Here is a 19,137-nt window from a genome sequence, read left to right as displayed (position 1 = left end):
CATGGACCGCCGCGCCGTCATGGCCGGCGGCGTCGCCGGGGGCCTAGCGCTCGTCGGCACACCCGCCTTCGCCGCCCGCCCCTCGCTGCCGAGCAAGCGCCCCGCACTTGCCGACCGCAACTTCACCAGCCGCTCGGTCGAACGCGAGATCGCGCGTGTCTCGGCCCGGATCGGCGACCCGAAGCTCCGCTGGATGTTCGGCAACTGCTACCCGAACACGCTCGACACCACCGTCCGCATGTCGACCATCGGTGGCGCCCCCGATGCGTTCGTCATCACCGGCGACATACCCTGCCTCTGGCTCCGCGACTCCTCCGCACAAGTCCGTCCGTATCTCCACCTCGTCCGCGACGATCCCGCGCTGCGCACGCTGTTCCGCGGCCTGATCGCCCGCCAGTCGCGTTCGATCCTGATCGACCCCTACGCCAATGCGTTCATGGAAAGCCCGACCGCGAAGACCGACCTCAGCTGGGCGCTGACGGACCAGACCGTGATGAAGCCCGGCGTCGCGGAGCGCAAATGGGAGATCGACTCGCTCTGTTATCCGATGCGCCTCGCATACGGCTATTGGCAGGCGACGCGCGACGCGACGCCGTTCGACGCGACCTGGGCCGAGGCAGCGCGCGCGAGCATCCGCACCTACCGCGAGCAGCAGCGCAAGGACGGCCGTGGCCCCTACAGCTTCCTGCGGTCCTCGAACCGCAACACCGAGACGATGGCACTGGAAGGCTGGGGCAACCCCGCCAAGCCCAACGGCCTGATCCAGTGCGGCTTCCGTCCCTCGGACGACGCCTGCCTCTATCCGTATCTGATCCCGTCCAACCTGTTCGCGGTCACGACGCTGCGCGAACTCGCGGTCGTCGCGAACGAAGCGCGTCACGACACCGCGCTCGCCGCCGATGCGACTGCGCTTGCCACCGAAGTCGAGGCGGCCCTGGTCGCGCACGGCCGGATGCGCCTGCGCGACGGTAGCGAGGTCTGGGCGTTCGAGGTCGACGGCTTCGGCAACGCGGTCTTCATGGACGACGCCAACGTGCCGTCGCTCTCCGCGCTCGCCTATATGGGCTGCGTCCCGGCCACCGATCCGCTCTGGCGCCGCACGGCGCAGGCCGCCTGGAGCGACGCAAACCCGTATTTCTTCAAGGGCACAAAGGCGGAGGGCATCGGCGGACCGCATGTCGGGCTCGGCCAGATCTGGCCGATGTCGCTGATCGTTCGGGCGCTGTCCGGCGCCGACGACGCGACGGTCCGCGCGTGCTTGCGCATGCTGCGCGACACCGATGCCGACACCGGCTTCATCCACGAGGCGTTCGACAAGGACGATCCCGCCAAGTTCACCCGCGCCTGGTTCGCTTGGGCCAACGGGCTGTTCGGGGAATTGATCGTTCAGCTTGCGAACACCCGCCCCGCACTATTGGCGAGCGCCTTATGACGATCACACGACGCGCCCTGCTCGGCTCCAGCGGAGCGCTGGCGATCGCCGGCGCAATCCCTGTCGCCGCACGCTCGGCACAGGCCAAGCCCGACCTCTGGATCGGCACCGGCGGCGACGGCCATACCTATCCCGGCGCGACGATGCCGTTCGGGATGGTCCAGGTCAGCCCCGACACCGATACCGAGAATTGGGCGAATTGCTCGGGCTATCATCACGGCGACCCGACCATGATGGGCTTCTCGCACACGCATCTGTCGGGCACCGGCATTGCCGACCTGATGGACGTTCTGGTCGTCCCCGGTCGCGGCGCGGTCAGACTGTTGCCAGGCGCCCCCGACAAGCCCGGCGAAGGCTATCGCCAGACCTATACGCAGGAAGTCACCGAGCCCGGCTATTACGCCGTCACACTCGGCAACGGCGTCCGCTCCGAACTGACCGCGGAGACGCGTGTCGGGTGGCAGCGTCATCACTTCCCCGCCGGCCCCGGCCATCTCCTGATCGATCTCGGCAATTACCGCGACAGCCGCCCCGGCGAGGGTCCGCTGATCGACGATAGCCGGATCGAACTCGATACCGACGGCACGCTCACCGGCAGCCGCCGGACGTTTCGCTGGGCGAAGGGCCGCCGCATCCATTTCGCGATGCACGTTTCACCAAAGCCTGACCGGATCACGCTCTACGCTGGTACACAAAGCGTCAACGGCGCGATCGTCACCGCCGACCGCGTCCGCGCGGTGCTGCATTACGACAACGCCGGCGCCGCGCCGATCGTCGTCCGCACCGCCGTCTCCGCGGTCGATTTGGCCGGCGCCCGCACCAACCTCGCCGCGTCCTATTTCCGCGAGTTCGACGTCGCGCGCCGCCAGGCGATCCGGAACTGGGCCGACACGCTCAAGGTCGTGAAGGTCGAGGGCGGCACCGACGATGCCCGCGTGATCATGACCACCGCGCTCTATCACGCGATGATCGCGCCGACGCTCTTCTCCGACGTCGACGGTCGCTATGTCGGGCTCGATCGCGAGGTCCACAGCGTGCCCGCCGGCGAGCAGGCGTACAGCACCTATTCGACCTGGGACACGTATCGCACGCTCCACCCGCTGCTGACGCTGGTCGCGCCCGATCGCGCCAAATCGCTGGTCCGCGACCTGATCCGCCAGACGCAGCAAAGCGCGTACGGCCCGCCCTGCTGGCCACTCCAGGGGGTCGAGACCGGCACGATGATCGGCTGGCACGCGGTCGCGATCATGGCCGAGGCAGCCGCCAAGGGCATCGACGCCGACTATGCCGCGGCATGGCCCGCGATCCGTACGCGCGCGTTCGATCCCGCCGCCCCCGATCTGGTCAACAGTCGCGCACGCGGCACGTATATCGAGCGTGGCTATTTGCCCGCGGACGTCGTCGACGAGTCGGTCAGCCGGACCCAGGAATACGCCTATGACGACTGGGCGATGGCGACGCTCGCGCGCAAGGCCGGTGCCACCGAGGACGCCGATCGCCTGCGTCTGCGCAGCCGTAACTACCGCAACGTGCTCGATCCGACGATCGGCCTGGCGCGGCCCAAGCTCGCCGACGGCAGCTGGCTGACGCCCTACGACCCCATCCAGCTCAGCCATACCAAGCGCTACCGCGACTTCACCGAGGCGAATGGTTGGCAGACCACGTTCCTGAACCAGCACGACCTCTACGGCCAGATCGCGCATTTCGGCGGCGACGCGAAGTTCGCGGGCAGGCTCGACGCGCTGTTCGCCGCGCCGTCGACGCTGCCGAAGGACGCGCCGCCCGACATCTCCGGGCTGCTCGGCCAATATGCGCACGGCAACGAACCCGACCAGCACGTGCCCTATCTCTACGCCTATGTCGGCCAGCCGTGGAAGACGCAGGCGCTGGTCCGCAAGCTGCTCGACACGATGTACCGCAACGCGACCGACGGAATCATCGGCAACGACGATTGCGGCCAGATGAGCGCGTGGTTCGTGATGTCCGCGCTTGGTTTCTACCCAGTCGATCCGGTCGCGGCCGTCTACGTGTTCGGCTCGCCGCTGTTCGCCCGCGCCGAAGTCCATGTCGGCAAGGGCCGCAAGCTGGTCGTCGACGCACCCGGCAACCGCGCCGACACGCCCTACGTCGCGGCGGTCCAGTGGAACGGCAAGCCGTGGACCAAGAGCTGGATCTCCCACGCCGATCTCGCGGCGGGCGGCACGCTCCGCTTCACGATGTCCGCAACGCCGAACCCTGCATTCGGCGCCAAGCTGACCGACCGACCGCCCTCGTTCGGCCAGCCCGCTGCCTGAGCTTTTCCCGGAGACGATGATGACCGAAGTTTCCCGCCGCCTGCTGCTCGCCTCGGGTCTTGCCGCCACTTCCACGCCCGCGATCGGTGCCGGCCGCGATGCCGCGCCAAGGCCCTGGGGCGCGACACCGTCGAAGCGCCAGCTGGCCTGGCATGCGCGCGAGCAATATGCGTTCGTCCATTTCTCGATCAACACGTTCACCGATCGCGAATGGGGATATGGCGACGAGGATCCCAAGCTTTTCAACCCGACCGACTTCTCGCCCGACCAGATCGTCGCCGCGGCAAAGGCCGGCGGGATGCGCGGCATCATCCTGACCGCCAAGCATCATGACGGCTTCTGTCTCTGGCCGACGATGCTGACCGAACACTGCATCCGCAACAGCCCCTATAAGGACGGCAAGGGCGACATCGTCGGCGAGATGGAGCGCGCTACGCGTCGCGCCGGGCTTGATTTCGGGCTGTATCTCTCGCCCTGGGATCGCAACCACGCCGAATATGGCCGCCCGGCCTATGTCGAGTATTTCCGCAAGCAGGTCGTCGAGCTCTGCACGCGCTACGGCACGCTGTTCGAGTTCTGGTTCGACGGCGCGAACGGCGGCGATGGCTATTATGGCGGCGCGCGCGACACGCGGAAGATCGACGCGCCCAAATATTATAACTGGCCGTCGATCGTCGCGCTGGTCCACCAGCATCAGCCGATGGCGTGCACCTTCGACCCGCTCGGCGCCGACCTGCGCTGGGTCGGGAACGAGGACGGCGTCGCCGGCGATCCGTGCTGGCCCACCATGCCGAACCACCCTTATGTCCAGTCCGAGGGCAATTCGGGCGTGCGCGGCGCGCCGCTCTGGTGGCCGGCGGAAACCGACGTCTCGATCCGGCCCGGCTGGTTCTATCACGCCGACGAGGATTCGAAGGTCAAGACGCCCGGACGCCTGCTCAAGCTGTACGACGAGTCGGTCGGTCGCGGCACCAACCTCAACCTCAACCTGCCGCCGGATCGCCGCGGTCGCCTCGCAGATATCGACGTAGAGACGCTGAAGTCATTCGGCACGGCGCAGGCCGCGACCTTCGCCACCGATCTCGCAAAGGGTGCGGTCGCCTCGGCCAGCCATGTTCGCGGGAAGAGCTACGCCGCGAACACGGTGCTCGACGGCAACCGCGAAACCTATTGGTCGACGCCCGACGCGGTCACCACCCCGACACTGACGCTCGACCTTCCGCCTGGCCGATCGTTCGACCTCATCCGCCTGCGCGAGTATCTCCCGCTCGGCGTCCGCGTGACGCGGTTCGCGATCGACGCCGAAATCGGCGGACAGTGGCGCACGCTCGCCGAGCATTCGGGGATCGGTCCGCAGCGCATCGTCCGCCTGCCGCAGCCGATCGCCCCCCGCCGCCTTCGTCTGCGGATCCTCGAAGGCACCGCCTGCCCCGCGATCAGCGAAGTCGCACTGTTCCGGCAGGTCGCGCCTGCTCCGGTCGCACCCGTCCGCAACACCGATTCGACGATTGTCGTCGCCAGCCGCTGGTCGATCGTCACCGCGACCGCGCCGGGCGCCAAGGCGTTGCTCGACGACGACAGCGCCACCGCCTGGACCATGCCCGCGCCTGCGCCCGGCACGCCCGCCTCGGTCACGATCGACCTCGGCGCGACCGAGACGCTCGCCGGCTTCGTCCTGGTCCCGTCCCGCGCGGTGATGGCGAAGACCGCCCCGCCCAAGGGCTACCGCGTCGAGGCGAGCGCCGACGGCAAGACCTGGCAGGACATCGCCAAGGGCGAACTTCCCAACATCGCCTATGCACTCGCCGCCCAGCGCATCGCCTTCGCCCGACCGACCTCCGCGCGCTTCCTGCGGTTCTCGTTCGCCGAGACGGCGATCCCCGCGCAACGGTTGGCGATCGCCGGCCTCGGCGCGTTCAGGCCGAAACCAGGCGCAATGTGACGGGCACAGGCTATATTAGCCCCCGCCCCGCCCCCGCAGAAGGAGAATCGCGATGACCGCCTATGTCGTATTCGTGCGCAACGAGATCACCGATGCCGCCGAGATGAAACACTATCAGGCTAAGGCACCCCTGGCTCGCGAAGGCCGCACGCTGACGCCGCTGGCGTTCTACGGCGCGGTCGAGACGCTCGAGGGTCCAGCCGTCGACGGCGCCGTGATCCTCGAATTCCCGGACGTGGCCGAGGCGCATGCCTGGTATGACAGCCCCGCCTATCAGGACGCGTTGCAGCACCGTCTGAAAGGTGCCGATTACCGCGTGTTCGTGATCGAGGGCCTCGCCGGCTGATCTCCGGCTGGCGCGCACCGAACCTGTACGCCAGCCGACAACCCCGTTCAGGAACGATGTCTCTCTATAGCCGTATCAACGGCGCATCCCGATTGTCGGGTTCGAGAGGACATCTCATGAAGTTTACGCATCTCATCGCCGCCGGGTTGGCCTTCGCGACGCTCGGCCTCGGCGCTGCCGCTCCTGCCGAAGCGCAGCGCGGGTACAGCCAGCAATACCGCGACAACGACCACCGGGGCGACCATCGTGGCGACCGCCGCGATTATCGCCGCAACGACCACCGCGGCGATCGTCACGACAACCGCCGCTACCGTGGTCGCGACCATGATCGTCGCAACTGGAACAACAATCGTCGCTGCCGCACCGAATGGCGCCACAACCGCCGCGTGCAGATCTGCCGCTGATACCTCTTGAAATCGGGCGGGCGGTGGCACGATGTTGCCGCCCGCTCTCGTTGTGACCCTTTAGAAGGACCCGGATCATGAAGCGCATTCTCGGTACGGCAGCACTGATCGCCGCCACCTGCCTCTCCGCTGCCACCCCCGCCGCCGCGCAGAGCAGTGCCGACGACGCCCGTTTTGCCGCCGCACAGTCGCGCCTCGACAGCGAATTGCAGATCTTCCGCCAGGAATTCGATCGCTACCAGTCGGTCCGCGGCAACCGTGGCGGCTATGCGCCACAGGGCGGCTACCGCACCGCGCCCGATCGCAGCGGCGGCTATCAGGACGCCTATCCGGACGAGCGCGACGAAGGCAATTACGATCCGTCGCGCTATTATCGCGCGGGGCCGAACTATCAGGAGCGCACGCTTGCGACCAACGACCGCGTCTATGCGGGGCAGGACGGCAAATATTACTGCAAGCGCAACGACGGCACGACCGGGCTGATCATCGGTGCCGCAGGCGGCGGCATCCTCGGCAACGTGATCGACGGCGGCCGTTCGCGGATCGTCGGTTCGTTGCTCGGCGCCGCGGCCGGTGGCCTCGCCGGCCGTGCGGTGGAGCAGAGCAACAACCAGGTCCGCTGCCGGTGATGCAACCGCCGTCATCCTGACGAAAGTCAGGATCCAGGGCCGCGCGCGAGGTCGTTCGTGGCTCTGGATCCTGGATCAAGTCCAGGATGACGGGGGCACGGACAGGTCCGCGGCCGCTGATCCGCGCGACCGAGCAGACTAGCCGTTCCCCCGCGGAGGCGGGGGTCCAGGGTTACGGGCCGCAACGCCTGTAACCCTGGGCTCCCGCCTTCGCGGGAGAACAGTACAGGGCATCCTACTTCGCCGGCCCAACCAGCTTCTGCGTGAAATACGTCATCTGCAACGCCTGCAACCGAGCCCCCTGCTCGATATCGGCATCGCCCGAATGCCCGCCGGCGGTATCCTCGTAATATAGATACGGCAGGCCATATTCCTTCAGCCGCGCCGCGAACTTGCGCGCATGCTGCGGCCCGACGCGGTCGTCCTTGGTCGTCGTCCAGATATAGGGCTCGGGATACGCGACGCCCTTCCTGATGTTCTGATAGGGCGAGATCTTTTCGAGGAACGCCTTCTCCGCCGGCACCGTCACCGACCCATATTCGTCGACCCACGACGCGCCCGCGGCAATCCCCTCATACCGGATCATGTCGAGCAGCGGCACCTGGATTGTCACCGCCTTCCACAAATCCGGATGCTGGTTGAACTCGACGCCCATCAGCAGCCCGCCATTCGACCCGCCATAGATGCCGAGCTTGGCAGGGCTCGTCAGCTTGCGCGCAAACAGGTCCTTCGCCACCGCCGCGAAGTCGTCATAGATCACCTGCCGCTTCGTCTTCCGCCCGGCGTCATGCCACTTCGGCCCGAACTCGCCGCCGCCGCGGATATTGGCGAGCACGTAACTGCCGCCCCGCTCCAGCCACAGCTTGCCAGTGCTTCCCGAATAGCTCGGCGTCATCGACACCTGAAAACCGCCATACGCCGTCATGATCGTCGGCGTGGTGCCGTCGAGCACGATGCCCTTCTTGTGGACCACGAAATACGGCACCTTCGTCCCGTCGGGCGAGGTCGCCTCGAACTGCTCGACCACGTCGTTCGACGCATCGAACTTCGGCGGCAGCGTCTTGATCGGCTTCGGCGCGGCGCCCGTCGCCGCATCCAGCGAATAGAGCGAGGTCGGCGTCAGGAACCCCGTCACGGTCAGATACGCGTCGTCGCTGCGATCGGTCGTGCTCGCCACATCGATCGAAGCATTGTCGGGCAGCGCGATCGGCTTGGCGGTCCAGCCGCCCGCCCCATGCGTGTAGACCGACGCACGGCCGCGCACATTGTCCGACACCACCAGCAACAGCTTCGACCGAGTCAGCGCCATCCCGTCGACCGACTGGCGCGGCCCCGGCGCGAACACGATCGTCGGGTTGATCGTGCCCTTCTCGACCTCGGACAGCGGTGCCGACGCAACCGCCCCCTCGGGGATCCTGCCCCACGGGTCGCTGGTCGAGAAGATCACCTGCCCGTCGATCATCCCCGATGGAAACGTCCGATCGGGCAGCGCGAGCGGCCGCGTGCCCGCCGGCGTCCACACCAGCTTGTCCGCGCCGAAGAACGTCTTGCGCCGCTGGATCACGACCAGCCGATTGCCCTTCTCGTCGGTCAGCACGTCCGCGCCGGTTGGCCCCTGGTCGGTCGCCGCGCCACGGTACACCTCGGTCGCTGCGGTCAGTGGCTGGCCGCGCTTCACCTGCTTCAGCACGAACGCGTACCCCGACTGCGTCGTCGTCCCCGCGCCCCAGTCGCGCGCGACCAACAGCGTATCCTTGTCGACCCATGTCGCATCCTGCTTCGACGTCGGCAGCGTAAACCCATTGGCGACGAACGCCCCGGTCGACAGGTCGAACTCGCGATAGGTGACCGCGTCCTCGCCGCCCTCGGACAACGCGACCAGGCACAGCCGCTCCTCGGGCTGGAGGCAGGTCGAGCCCTTCCAGACCCATTGCTTGCCCTCGGCCTTGCCCAGCGCATCCAGGTCCAGCGCGGTCGTCCATTTCGGGGTCGCGCTCGAATAGTCGGCGGCGCTCGTCCAGCGCCACAGCCCGTGCGGATGATCGGCATCGCGCCAGAAATTGTAGATCCGCCCGAACATCTGGTTGGGCATCGGGATGCGGTCCTTCGCCGACGCGATCGCCAGCGCCTCGGCAAGGAAGGTCTTGTAGCGCGGATCGTTCTGCAGCCGCGGGAGCGTCTTCGCGTTCTCCGCCTCGACCCAGGCGAGCGGCTTCGCACCGTCCTTGTCCTCGAGCCAGATATACGGGTCGGCGGTGGTGTTCGTTTTGGTCATCGGTGCGACTTGGGCGAGCGCGGTGCCGCTCGCAAGGCCGGCGGTCCCTGCAAGCAACGTTGCTACGGCCGAAAGCGAGAAACCACGCATGCCCAACTCCTTAACGTCACCCCGGACTTGTTCCGGGGTCCACCGATCCGCATAGCGAACCGCCGCGAGTGTGCGGCACGGTGGTCCCCGGAACAAGGCTCTCCTGAGCTGAGTCGAAGAGTCGGGGTGACGAAACAAGGTGTTAAACATGCAGGACGGCCTGCCCAAACCCCGCCGCTTCATTGCCATCGCCGCGATCTCGGCGGGCACCGCGCTCACCATCATCGACGGCGGCATCGCCACCGTCGCGCTGCCGACGATCGCGCGCGACCTGGACGTCGGCAGCAGCGCGGTGGTGACCGTCGTCACGGTGTACCAGCTGATCCTGGCGATGGCGCTGCTCCCCTTCTCGGGGCTCGGCGACCGCATCGGCTTGAAGCGCATGTACCAATATGGCCAGTTGCTCTTCACGGTCGCGACGTTGCTGTGTTTCTTCGCGAAGAGCCTGCCCTTCCTGCTCGTCGTCCGCGCCGCGCAGGCGTTGGGTGCAGCGGCCGCGCTGAGCGTCTCGTCGGCGCTGATCCGCTCGATCTATCCCGCCAAGCAACTTGGCCGCGGGCTCGGGATTAACTCGGTCGTCGTCTCCAGTTCCGCGGCCCTCGCACCGACGATCGGCGGGCTCGTGCTCGCGATTGCCCCCTGGCCCTGGGTGTTCGCCAGCGCCGTGCCGTTCGCGATCGCCAGTCTGGTGCTCGGTCGCGCGCTGCCGGAGCCGCGCAAGCATGACGAGCCGTTCGACGTGCTCGGCGCCGTGATGTGCGCGGCGATGATCGGTCTCGTCATCGGCGGTGCGGAAAGCGCGGTGCACGGCGACAGCCCGATCGTCTCGGCCGCGATCGTCCTGACCGGCGCGGTGATCGGCTGGTTCTTCGTCAAGCGCGAGCAGGGCGAGACCAAGCCGATCCTCCCGATCGACCTGCTTGCCCGGCCCGTGCTCGCGCTATCGGCAATCGGGGCGTACACCGCGTTCATCGCACAGATGACGCTGCTGCTGTCGACGCCGTTCCGGTTGACGCACGCCTACGGGTTTTCAGCGGCGGAGGTCGGCGCGGCGATCGCGCCATGGCCGCTAGCGAACATGGTCGTGGCGCCGCTGTCGGGGTGGTTGTCGGATCGCTATCCCGCCGGGCTGCTCGGAGGGATCGGGATGAGCATTTCGATCTCCGCGTTGCTGCTGCTTGCGTTCATGCCGGCGGATCTGGGGTATTTCGATATCGCATGGCGGATGGCGCTGTGCGGATCGGGGTTCGGGATGTTCATGGCGCCGAACGCGCGGCTGATCATCGGCTCGGCCCCCCGCGAACGCGCGGCGGCGGCGGGTGGGCTGGTCTCGACGGTGCGGCTGGTGGGGCAAACCACTGGCGCTACGCTGGTCGCGGCGCTGCTGGCGATGGGCGTAGGCGCGGGCACGACGCCCCCGCTGGTGGCCGCCGGGTTGGCGCTGGTGGCAGGCCTCTGCAGCCTAAGCCGCCTCCGCCCCTCAATCCGCAACCCGCCGACCGAGGAAACCCAGGACGTCCAACCCGCGCAACAGACGCGGTGACCGCTTCTCCCTCTCCCCTCCGGGGAGAGGGAGAAGAAGAATGTTCACCCGCGAAGGCGGGTGCCCAGTCTGGGTCCCCGCCTTCGCGCGGACACAAGCTTGGTTTGCAGCGCGATCGCGCCAAACAACATACCCCACCCCGGCGAAGGCCGGGGCCCAAATGGGGGACGGTAATAACGGAACGAAGTCCGCCGTTACGGCAGCCTTTCCACTTGGACCCCTGCCTGCGCCGGGGTGGTGCTAAAATAACCGCGCGCCCCAAAATCAGAACGCAGCGCTCGCCTTCGCCTCCCCCATCATCGCCGCTCGCACCAGCGGGATCGGCGGGCCGCCATAGCTCAGGAACTGGTCGTGGAACGCCTTCCACGCCTTCCGCCCACCCCGGCTCGCAGTCCAGTCGCTGCGCAGCTTGCGGATCATCAGCTTGCCCATCGTGTAGTTCAGATACGCCGGATCATACGTCCCGCGCGCCGCCTGCTGCCGGGCATTGCCCTCGTCCTGATAGCATTCGTCGACGAACATCCGGAACGACTGATCCTGCGTCATCCCCTTGGCGTGCATGCGGATCGCCGACAGATACCGGCAATCGCGCAGCAACGCGTTCGAGATCTGGCCCACATGCGTCTCCGGGTCCCCGTTATTGAGCCCCGCTTCCCACATCATCTCCTCGGCGTAATGCGCCCACCCTTCCGCAAACGCATAGCCGACGAACAGCCGCCCGAAGAGCGACGGCGACCGGTTCGCGTGCAGGAACTGGACGAAATGCCCCGGCATGACCTCGTGCACCGACGTGAACAGCAGGTCGTTCTTGCCGGGCACGAACGCGTCCTGCACCGCTTTGGTCCAGCTCGGATCGGGCGGCGAGATATAGTAGATCGACGGCACGCCCTTCTCGAACGGTCCGGGCGGATCGATATACGCCGAGTTCTGCCGGTTATAGGGCGGTGATTCCTCGACCAGCGCCTGCTCGGTCCCCGGGATCGTCAGCAGGTCATGATCGACCACGAACTTGCGCAAGCTCGGGATCTGCCGCCGCGCCTCCGCGACCGGCCCGCCGACCGGCTTGTTCGCGTTCATCTTGTCCATGCACGCGCGGATCGTCTGCCCCTTGGCGAACACGCCGCACGCCTGCGCCAGCGCCGCCTGGTTGCGCTTCAGATCAGCGACACCCGCCGCCTCGAGCTGGTCGAGCGGCGTATCCACGCCCTCGGTCATCGCGACCATCCGCGCGAACATGTCTGCCCCCAGCGCAAAGTCCTGCGTCGCGGTCGCGCGCTGCCCTTCGGTCCATGTGCCCAGATCGCGCATCGCCTTCGACGCCGCCTGCGCCGCATCGCTCAGCTGCTTCTGCGCCGCCGCATCCTTGACGCTCGCGAACGCCTTCACCGCGTCGCCCGAATAATAGTCCGCAAAGCCGTTGAACGCTGCGGCACCATAGTTGACGAAGCTCAGCGGCATCGGCGTCTTGAGGTTCGCCTTGATGTTGCCCGTCGCCGCCGGGATCCTCTGCAGGAACGCGGTCAGCGCCTTCATCCGGGTCGGCGCATCGGCATAGTTGCGCGCGATATAGACGTTCGGATCGAGCCCCGCGCCGACATACCATGCGGGATTGCGATGCGGTTGATCCGCATCCTCCAGCCAGAACAGCTTGCCCTTGGCGACCTGCACCAGATAGTCACGCTCGAACGCCTCGGTCGGCTTCAGGTCCTTGAACGTCCCCGCCTTGTCGATCGCAGCGTGCAGGAAGTCGGCTTGCCGCTTCAGCCCCGCGGCGCTCCAGTCGCCGAGCCCGCCGTCATACTCGTGCTTGCCCTGATAGACCGCATTGGCGGGATCGATCTTGAACCAGCCGTCGATAAAGCCGTCGCGGAACCCCGCCCAATCGCTCGCCGCGACCGGCGTCGGTGCAGCCGCCACGGCCTGCGTATTCGACGCGGTCTGCGCGGGCCCACATGCGCCGAGCGCAAGTACGGCGCCCAGCGCCGTCGTCAGAAGTCCGATCCGCATCCTGTCTCCAATCCGATTCGTCTGGTACCATGCTGCCAGTCGAAGTGTCGGTACGCCAGCGTGCGGAACGGCCCTCGCGATGAGCCGTTGGATGTACATCTGCCTCAACAGACCGGAGAGCTCCATGCCCTATATAAAAACCCGTGACGGTACAGATATTTACGTCAAGGACTGGGGAAGCGGACGCCCGGTCATCCTCACGCATGGATGGCCGCTCAACGCCGACAGCTGGGACGCGCAGGCGATGGCGCTCGCGCAGGCCGGCTTCCGCGCGATCGCCTATGACCGCCGCGGGTTCGGCCGGTCGGGCCAGCCGTGGACCGGTTACGACTACGACACGCTCACCGATGATCTGGCCGATGTGATGGAAGCGACGGGCGCGAACACCGACGCAACGATCGTCGGCTTCTCGATGGGTGGCGGCGAGATTGCGCGCTACATGAGCCGCCATGACGGCAAGGGGGTGGTTGCGGCCGGGCTGATCGCGTCGGTCGTGCCGTACATGCTCAAGACCGACGACAATCCCGACGGCGTCGACGAGCAGACGCTCGCAGGCATCGGCGCGGGGATCGAGGACGATCGCCCGGCCTTCTTCAAGACCTTCCTTCAGCAGTTCTTCGGTGTCGGCTTCATCACTTCGCCGGTCAGCGACGAAGTCGTCGACTGGGCCTGGGGCCTGGCGATGCAGGCGGGTCTGCATCCGACGCTGCGGTGTGCGGAGGCGTTCGGCCACACCGACTTCCGCGGCGACCTTGCGGCGTTCCGCGTGCCCACGCTGATCGTCCACGGGACGAGCGACAAGACGGTGCCGATCGACGCGACCGGCCGCGCCGCGGCGAAGGGCATCGCGGGCTCGCAGCTCGTCGAATATGACGGCGCGCCGCACGGCCTGACCGTCACGGAGAGCGACCGCTTCACCAACGACCTACTGACATTCCTGGGCCGGTAAATCGCCCTTCGTCATCCTGACGAAAGTCAGGATCCAGAGCCATGCGCGATATTGCAGGTGGCTCTGGATTCTGGATCAAGTCCAGGACGACGACGTGTCAATTCCCCAGCGGGACAATCACCTCGTCCGGGTGAGCGACGTTGAGTTCCTTGCGGACCATCTCGTCCACCATGTCCGGGTTCGCATGATCCGGATTGAGCAACGCCACCCGGTTCTTCAACACCTCGCGCCGGCGATCGAGCGCGGCGTAATCCTGCTCGCGCTTGGCAAGCTGGCGCTTGTAATCGCCATAGGCGAACATGCCGTTCGGGCCGAGCACGGCATACGCGCCGAAAAAGGCCATCAGCGTCAGCCCCAGCGCAGGCCAGGCGGCCTTGCGCATCGTCTTCCGCAGCTTGCTGGTCTTCGTCGTCACGCGTGCCATGTCGTCCTCCGCAGGGGTGAGCGTATCAGCCGCCGATCAGGATGTCGCGGCCCGCGTAACGCGCCGCGTCGCCCAGCTCTTCCTCGATCCGGATCAGCTGGTTGTACTTGGCCAACCGGTCCGACCGCGCCAGGCTGCCCGTCTTGATCTGGCCGCAGTTGGTCGCGACCGCGAGGTCGGCGATCGTCGAATCCTCCGTCTCGCCCGACCGATGCGACATCACCGCAGTGTATGTGGCGCGCTGTGCCATCGACACCGCTTCCAGCGTCTCGGTCAGCGTACCGATCTGGTTGACCTTCACCAGCAGCGAGTTCGCATAGCCGCCCTCGATGCCGCGCTTCAGGCGCTTCGGGTTGGTCACGAACAGATCGTCGCCGACCAGCTGGACCTTGTCGCCGATCAGGTCGGTGAGCATCTTCCAGCCCTCCCAATCGTCCTCGCCCATGCCGTCCTCGATCGAGAAGATCGGGTAGCGGCGCGTGAGGTCGGCGAGATACTCGGCCATCTCGGCGCTCTCGAGGATCCGGCCCTCGCCCGAGATGTCGTACTTGCCGTTCTTGTAGAATTCGGTCGCCGCGCAATCGAGCGCGAGCATCACGTCCTCGCCGGGCTTGTAGCCGGCCTTCTCGATGCTCGACATGATGAAGTCGAGCGCCTCGGTCGTGCTGCCGATGTTGGGCGCGAAACCGCCCTCGTCGCCGACGCTGGTCGACAGGCCCTTCTCGCTCAGGCCCTTCTTCAGCGTGTGGAAGATTTCCGAGCCGCAGCGCACCGCTTCGAGGATGTTCGACGCGCCGACCGGCACGATCATGAATTCCTGGAAATCGATCGGGTTGTCGGCATGCTCGCCGCCATTGATGATGTTCATCATCGGCACCGGCAGCAGATGCGCCTGCACGCCACCGACATAGCGGTACAGCGGCAGACCACGCGCTTCCGCCGCCGCCTTGGCGACTGCGAGGCTGACGCCCAGGATCGCGTTCGCGCCCAGCCGGCCCTTGTTCTCGGTCCCATCGAGCTCGATCATCGCGCGATCGAGGTCCGACTGGTCCTCCGCATCCATGCCAAGCACGGTGTCGGTGATCTCGTCGTTGACCGCGTCGACCGCGCCGTCGACGCCCTTGCCGCCCCAGCGGGTCTTGTCGCCGTCGCGGCGCTCGACCGCCTCGTGTGCGCCGGTCGACGCGCCCGATGGGACCGCCGCACGGCCGAAGCTGCCGTCTTCGAGCAGCACGTCGACCTCAACGGTCGGATTGCCACGGCTGTCGAGGATCTGGCGTGCATGAAGGTCGATGATTGCGGTCATGTAACGATGCTCCTACAAATCCCGATGCCGGGCCGTTCGCGCCGCCTCTATCGCCTAGCATCATTGCGGGCAATCGCGCGCACGTCGGGAACCGCGCTTCGGCGGCGGTGTTGAGGGCGTAACAATTCTGAAAGGGACCGTCATGGCCGACTCCAGCGTAAACGACACCGTCAACGACCTGAAAACGACCACGAACGACGTCGGGACTGAGCTCGGCAAGACGATCGATACCAAGATCGGCGAGACCGGCACCGGCGATCTCTCGGGCAAGACCGCCGACGCCAAGCAGGCGATCAAGGACGGCGCGACCAAGTACACCGCACAGGCCGCCGACAAGGCGCGCACCTTTGCCGAGGACGGCAAGGCGCGCGCCGGCACCGCGCTCGATCAGATCGCGCAGTTGCTCAACGACGCCGCCGGTCAGGTCGACGATAAGCTCGGGTCGCAATACGGTACCTATGCGCGTAGCGCCGCCGACAGCGTCACGGGGTTCGCCGACCAGGTGAAGGCCAAGGACATCGACGCGCTCGTCGACGATGCGCGCGAACTGGTCCGCAAGTCGCCGGCGATCGCGGTCGGCGCGGCCGCGGCCGTGGGGTTCGTCATCGCTCGACTGGTACAGTCGGGCGTCGACGCCAACTCGAAGGGCTGACGCGTTGTCCGACCCTGTGATGCTGACCGGCGACGACGAAAGCCTTTCGTCGATCGTCGGCCGGCTGGCGACCGAGACGCGGAGCCTCGCAACGGCGGAAGTCGCTGTCTACAAGGCGAAGTTCGGCGAGACCGCGACTGCGTACAAGTCGGCGGCGATGTTTTTCGCGGTCGCCGGCGTGTTGGCGCTGGCCGCGCTGATCGCACTGCTGGTCGGTGCGATCTTGACGCTGGCAACGCTGGTAGGGCCTGGATGGTCGACCGTGATCGTCGTCGTTGCGGTGCTGGCACTTGCCGGCATCCTGGCGATGATCGGCAAGTCGAAGCTTCAGACCAAGAGCGAGCCCGCATCATGACATCCGCCAAAGTCGCCGCCGCAGAGATCGAAGCCGCCCTCGCCCGCCAGCGCGTCATGATGACGATCGGGCAGCTGCAGGATCGCCTCAATCCCAGGAAGCTCGCGCTTAACGCCAGCCGCGACGTCGCCGATGCCGGCACCGCCGCGCTGACCGCGAGCGTCGAGACGGTGAAGCGCAATCCGGGGCCCACGGCGGGCTTTGCCGCGGTCGCTGGGCTATTCCTTGCCCGTCACCGGATCGTCGGCCTGTTTCGCCGCGGCCGCTGAAAGCCTTGAAACCATGAAGTCCCGGCTCGCGTTTAAAGACGAGCAGCTTGCCATTAGAAGGACCGTCCCATGACCGACGCAAAGACCAATATCCACGAAACCGAAAACCGGGTCCGCGACGGCCTCGACACCGTACGCGAGACCGCGTCGAAGGTGTATCACGATGCCGGCGACAAGGCCTCCGAGGTTCTCGAAGTCTCGCGCGAGCAGACCAAGCGTGTCGTCAACAACCTCGAATCCAACCCGCTTGGCATTCTCGTCGGCGGCCTCGCCGTCGGTGCTCTTGCTGGCGCGCTGCTCCCACGTTCGGCGCGCGAGAAGGAACTGCTCGCTCCCGTCGGTAAGCGTTTGAGCGAGACCGTCGTCGCTGCCACCGCTGCCGCAAAAGCTGCCGGCCAGTCGGAGCTGGGCGAGCTCGGCTTGACCAAGGACAACGCGCGCGGCCAGGCACGCGGGCTGCTCGAAGGCGTCGTCAAGGCGCTTACCACCGCGGGTACCGCAGGTGCGAAGGCCGTTTCGCAAAAGCCTGCCGTCTAAAAGCTACCGGCAAAGGGTTCAAAGCGCGGGTCGAACACGCTAGGGCACCTGCAACCTCCCTCCCAAGGACAAGCAGCGCATGAGCAAGCTCCACCTCGTATTCGGCGGCCGCGTCAGCGACCCGCGCACCCTGGATTTCAACGATCTGAGCAAGATCGAATTCGTCGGCGTTTTCCCCGACTATGCCAGTGCCGAAAAGGCCTGGCGTGCTGCAGCGCAGCGCACGGTCGACGATGCCGAGATGAAGTTCGTGGTCGTGCATCTGCACCGGATGCTCGAGCCAACGCTGCCAGGCCAGACCGCAGCGTAAATCCCGCGTCGTACGACCAACGCACACGTTACCGTACCAGACCCCCGTCATCCTGACGAAAGTCAGGATCCAGAGCCAAGAGCGGCATCGCCTGAAACCCTGGATCCTGACTTTCGTCAGGAAGACGAGATAAAATAGGACAACGGTCGCGTGGTAGAACCCGCGCCTAAACTTCAGGCGGCGCGGTACCGCCACAGCAAAAGCGGTCGAGCCAGCACCAGCCCCGCCAAGAACCCGCCGATATGCGCGCCGATCGCGATCGGCCCGCTCGCGCCGACGGACGCGCCAAACCCGGCCAGCCCCATCAGCAACTGGATCCCGATCCAGGCCGCTGCCAACCAGGCGACATGCACGACGCCAGCCGGCACCGGCCCGATCGCCTTGGCGCGGCGCTCGCCATAGAACAGTGCATACGCACCGACCACCGCCGAGATCGCGCCACTAGCCCCGATCATCGGCGCGACGGACTCAGGCCCAAACGCCCAGTGCCCGGCGGCGGCCGCATACGCGCCAAGCCCGTACAATACGACCAACCCGACAGTCCCAAGCGCCCGCTCGACGAACTGCCCGCAATAGACCAGCATCACGAGGTTCAGCGCGATGTGCGCCCAGCCGCCATGGAGCAACGTCGCCGTCAGCGGCGTCGCCCACGCGGGGACCACGAACATATGATCGCTGGGAATACCGAACTCGGTCACCCGCAACGGGATGAACCCGGCGTTCACCGCCCAGTAGGGCAGCGACCCGCTCAGCACCAGAAATCCCGAGACGATGACCGTCACGATCGTGATGATCGCCGTCGCCCGCGTCTCGAAAAACTTCATATCGGTCAGATGAACTCGATCTTGGATACGACGTAGTACCGCTCGCCGGCAGGCACCGTGACCTCGACCTCTTCGTCGAGCTTGCGCCCGATCAGCCCGCGGCCCAGCGGCGAATTGTACGAGATGCGGCCGGTCTTGGCGTTCGCCTCGGTCTGGCCGACGATCTGATATTTGATCGGCTTGTCGTTCTCGTCGAGCAGAGTGACGGTGGCGCCGAACACCACCTTGTCGCCCGACAGGTCCTTCGGATCGATGATCTGCGCGCGGGACAGCTTGTCCTCGATGTCGGAGATCGATGCCTCGACCTGACCCTGCCGCTCCTTCGCGGCATGATATTCCGCGTTCTCGCTCAGATCGCCATGCGCGCGTGCCTCTTCGATCGCGTCGACGATCGTCGGACGTTCGGCCTTCAGGCGCTTGAGATCCGCACTGAGCGTCTCATAGCCTTCCTGCAGCATCGGCATCTTTTCGACGGTCGCCATCATCTCGTCCCCAAATCCATTACCCCGCGCGGGGCCGTTCTACGACCCCGCCCGCACATCACGCGCT

General features: G+C 66.5%; 19 protein-coding genes. 13 read left to right on the top strand and 6 right to left on the bottom strand.

What is annotated here, in order from left to right; genetic code table 11:
* Position 1 precedes the first annotated feature (1 nt).
* From HMP09_RS00400 to HMP09_RS00375, 6 genes are all read left to right on the top strand, one after another.
* Positions 2–1,432, top strand: a complete 1,431-nt coding sequence (locus HMP09_RS00400; RefSeq protein ID WP_176501484.1) for a glycoside hydrolase family 125 protein — start codon at positions 2–4, stop codon at positions 1,430–1,432.
* A complete protein-coding gene (locus HMP09_RS00395; protein WP_176498707.1) occupies positions 1,429–3,726 on the top strand; it encodes a GH92 family glycosyl hydrolase in 2,298 nt (765 codons plus the stop codon). Before HMP09_RS00400 ends, HMP09_RS00395 begins: the two co-directional genes overlap by 4 nt.
* A gap of 19 nt (positions 3,727–3,745) precedes the next feature.
* The gene (locus tag HMP09_RS00390; RefSeq protein WP_176498706.1) at positions 3,746–5,668 is read left to right on the top strand and encodes an alpha-L-fucosidase; all 1,923 of its coding nucleotides are present in this window, start codon (positions 3,746–3,748) and stop codon (positions 5,666–5,668) included.
* Between the two features lie 52 nt (positions 5,669–5,720).
* Entirely contained in the window at positions 5,721–6,014 is a 294-nt protein-coding gene (locus tag HMP09_RS00385) for a DUF1330 domain-containing protein (protein WP_176498705.1), read from the top strand.
* Between the two features lie 116 nt (positions 6,015–6,130).
* Positions 6,131–6,418, top strand: a complete 288-nt coding sequence (locus tag HMP09_RS00380) for a hypothetical protein (protein ID WP_176498704.1) — start codon at positions 6,131–6,133, stop codon at positions 6,416–6,418.
* Positions 6,419–6,495: 77 nt separating this feature from the next.
* Positions 6,496–7,047 (top strand): glycine zipper 2TM domain-containing protein, encoded by a 552-nt coding sequence (locus tag HMP09_RS00375; RefSeq protein WP_176498703.1) that lies wholly within the window; start codon positions 6,496–6,498, stop codon positions 7,045–7,047.
* A gap of 235 nt (positions 7,048–7,282) precedes the next feature.
* On the opposite strand, the gene HMP09_RS00370 is transcribed toward HMP09_RS00375, so the two are convergent.
* Positions 7,283–9,412, bottom strand: coding sequence for a prolyl oligopeptidase family serine peptidase (locus tag HMP09_RS00370; RefSeq protein WP_176498702.1), 2,130 nt, complete (start codon positions 9,410–9,412; stop codon positions 7,283–7,285).
* 148 nt (positions 9,413–9,560) lie between these two features.
* On the opposite strand from HMP09_RS00370, the gene HMP09_RS00365 reads away from it, so the two are divergent.
* The gene (locus HMP09_RS00365) at positions 9,561–10,955 is read left to right on the top strand and encodes an MFS transporter (protein WP_176498701.1); all 1,395 of its coding nucleotides are present in this window, start codon (positions 9,561–9,563) and stop codon (positions 10,953–10,955) included.
* A 264-nt stretch (positions 10,956–11,219) separates the two neighbouring features.
* Here HMP09_RS00365 and HMP09_RS00360 read toward each other — a convergent pair whose 3' ends face one another.
* On the bottom strand, positions 11,220–12,962 hold the full coding sequence (locus HMP09_RS00360) for a DUF885 domain-containing protein (protein WP_176498700.1): 1,743 nt from the start codon (positions 12,960–12,962) through the stop codon (positions 11,220–11,222).
* A gap of 124 nt (positions 12,963–13,086) precedes the next feature.
* Here HMP09_RS00360 and HMP09_RS00355 point away from each other — a divergent pair, with 124 nt between their 5' ends.
* The gene (locus HMP09_RS00355) at positions 13,087–13,911 is read left to right on the top strand and encodes an alpha/beta fold hydrolase (protein WP_176498699.1); all 825 of its coding nucleotides are present in this window, start codon (positions 13,087–13,089) and stop codon (positions 13,909–13,911) included.
* A gap of 97 nt (positions 13,912–14,008) precedes the next feature.
* Here the strand turns inward: HMP09_RS00355 and HMP09_RS00350 are convergent, their stop codons facing one another.
* A complete protein-coding gene (locus tag HMP09_RS00350) occupies positions 14,009–14,335 on the bottom strand; it encodes an FtsB family cell division protein (RefSeq protein ID WP_056410961.1) in 327 nt (108 codons plus the stop codon).
* 25 nt (positions 14,336–14,360) lie between these two features.
* Positions 14,361–15,641, bottom strand: a complete 1,281-nt coding sequence (gene eno / locus HMP09_RS00345; RefSeq protein WP_176498698.1) for a phosphopyruvate hydratase — start codon at positions 15,639–15,641, stop codon at positions 14,361–14,363.
* A gap of 142 nt (positions 15,642–15,783) precedes the next feature.
* On the opposite strand from eno, the gene HMP09_RS00340 reads away from it, so the two are divergent.
* From HMP09_RS00340 to HMP09_RS00320, 5 genes are all read left to right on the top strand, one after another.
* Positions 15,784–16,293, top strand: a complete 510-nt coding sequence (locus HMP09_RS00340) for a hypothetical protein (protein WP_176498697.1) — start codon at positions 15,784–15,786, stop codon at positions 16,291–16,293.
* 4 nt (positions 16,294–16,297) lie between these two features.
* Entirely contained in the window at positions 16,298–16,648 is a 351-nt protein-coding gene (locus HMP09_RS00335) for a phage holin family protein (protein WP_232090485.1), read from the top strand.
* On the top strand, positions 16,645–16,917 hold the full coding sequence (locus tag HMP09_RS00330; protein WP_176498696.1) for a phosphatase: 273 nt from the start codon (positions 16,645–16,647) through the stop codon (positions 16,915–16,917). Before HMP09_RS00335 ends, HMP09_RS00330 begins: the two co-directional genes overlap by 4 nt.
* Before the next feature lie 69 nt (positions 16,918–16,986).
* Positions 16,987–17,454: a hypothetical protein gene (locus HMP09_RS00325; protein ID WP_176498695.1), complete on the top strand. Its 468-nt coding sequence runs from the start codon at positions 16,987–16,989 to the stop codon at positions 17,452–17,454.
* 79 nt (positions 17,455–17,533) lie between these two features.
* A complete protein-coding gene (locus HMP09_RS00320; protein WP_055878470.1) occupies positions 17,534–17,764 on the top strand; it encodes a DUF4170 domain-containing protein in 231 nt (76 codons plus the stop codon).
* 173 nt (positions 17,765–17,937) lie between these two features.
* On the opposite strand, the gene HMP09_RS00315 is transcribed toward HMP09_RS00320, so the two are convergent.
* Both HMP09_RS00315 and greA read right to left on the bottom strand, forming a co-directional pair.
* Positions 17,938–18,588 carry a rhomboid family intramembrane serine protease gene (locus HMP09_RS00315; RefSeq protein WP_176498694.1) on the bottom strand — a complete coding sequence of 217 codons (651 nt, stop codon included), beginning with the start codon at positions 18,586–18,588 and terminating at the stop codon, positions 17,938–17,940.
* A 5-nt stretch (positions 18,589–18,593) separates the two neighbouring features.
* Entirely contained in the window at positions 18,594–19,070 is a 477-nt protein-coding gene (greA, locus tag HMP09_RS00310; protein ID WP_128453260.1) for a transcription elongation factor GreA, read from the bottom strand.
* Positions 19,071–19,137: the final 67 nt, after the last annotated feature.

Source organism: Sphingomonas sp. HMP9, assembly GCF_013374115.1.
In the GTDB taxonomy this organism is placed as follows: Bacteria; Pseudomonadota; Alphaproteobacteria; order Sphingomonadales; family Sphingomonadaceae; genus Sphingomonas.
The sequence above is the reverse complement of the archived record's forward strand: the minus strand, read 5'-3'. Positions and strand labels throughout refer to the sequence as shown.

Excerpts from the sequence above, each read along its gene's own strand:
- HMP09_RS00400 (WP_176501484.1), top strand. The coding sequence starts at position 2 with ATGGACCGCCGCGCCGTCATGGCCGGCGGCGTCGCCGGGGGCCTAGCG.
- HMP09_RS00395 (WP_176498707.1), top strand. The coding sequence starts at position 1,429 with ATGACGATCACACGACGCGCCCTGCTCGGCTCCAGCGGAGCGCTGGCG.
- HMP09_RS00390 (WP_176498706.1), top strand. The coding sequence starts at position 3,746 with ATGACCGAAGTTTCCCGCCGCCTGCTGCTCGCCTCGGGTCTTGCCGCC.
- HMP09_RS00385 (WP_176498705.1), top strand. The coding sequence starts at position 5,721 with ATGACCGCCTATGTCGTATTCGTGCGCAACGAGATCACCGATGCCGCC.
- HMP09_RS00380 (WP_176498704.1), top strand. The coding sequence starts at position 6,131 with ATGAAGTTTACGCATCTCATCGCCGCCGGGTTGGCCTTCGCGACGCTC.
- HMP09_RS00375 (WP_176498703.1), top strand. The coding sequence starts at position 6,496 with ATGAAGCGCATTCTCGGTACGGCAGCACTGATCGCCGCCACCTGCCTC.
- HMP09_RS00370 (WP_176498702.1), bottom strand. The coding sequence starts at position 9,412 with ATGCGTGGTTTCTCGCTTTCGGCCGTAGCAACGTTGCTTGCAGGGACC.
- HMP09_RS00365 (WP_176498701.1), top strand. The coding sequence starts at position 9,561 with ATGCAGGACGGCCTGCCCAAACCCCGCCGCTTCATTGCCATCGCCGCG.
- HMP09_RS00360 (WP_176498700.1), bottom strand. The coding sequence starts at position 12,962 with ATGCGGATCGGACTTCTGACGACGGCGCTGGGCGCCGTACTTGCGCTC.
- HMP09_RS00355 (WP_176498699.1), top strand. The coding sequence starts at position 13,087 with ATGCCCTATATAAAAACCCGTGACGGTACAGATATTTACGTCAAGGAC.
- HMP09_RS00350 (WP_056410961.1), bottom strand. The coding sequence starts at position 14,335 with ATGGCACGCGTGACGACGAAGACCAGCAAGCTGCGGAAGACGATGCGC.
- eno (WP_176498698.1), bottom strand. The coding sequence starts at position 15,641 with ATGACCGCAATCATCGACCTTCATGCACGCCAGATCCTCGACAGCCGT.
- HMP09_RS00340 (WP_176498697.1), top strand. The coding sequence starts at position 15,784 with ATGGCCGACTCCAGCGTAAACGACACCGTCAACGACCTGAAAACGACC.
- HMP09_RS00330 (WP_176498696.1), top strand. The coding sequence starts at position 16,645 with ATGACATCCGCCAAAGTCGCCGCCGCAGAGATCGAAGCCGCCCTCGCC.
- HMP09_RS00325 (WP_176498695.1), top strand. The coding sequence starts at position 16,987 with ATGACCGACGCAAAGACCAATATCCACGAAACCGAAAACCGGGTCCGC.
- HMP09_RS00320 (WP_055878470.1), top strand. The coding sequence starts at position 17,534 with ATGAGCAAGCTCCACCTCGTATTCGGCGGCCGCGTCAGCGACCCGCGC.
- HMP09_RS00315 (WP_176498694.1), bottom strand. The coding sequence starts at position 18,588 with ATGAAGTTTTTCGAGACGCGGGCGACGGCGATCATCACGATCGTGACG.
- greA (WP_128453260.1), bottom strand. The coding sequence starts at position 19,070 with ATGGCGACCGTCGAAAAGATGCCGATGCTGCAGGAAGGCTATGAGACG.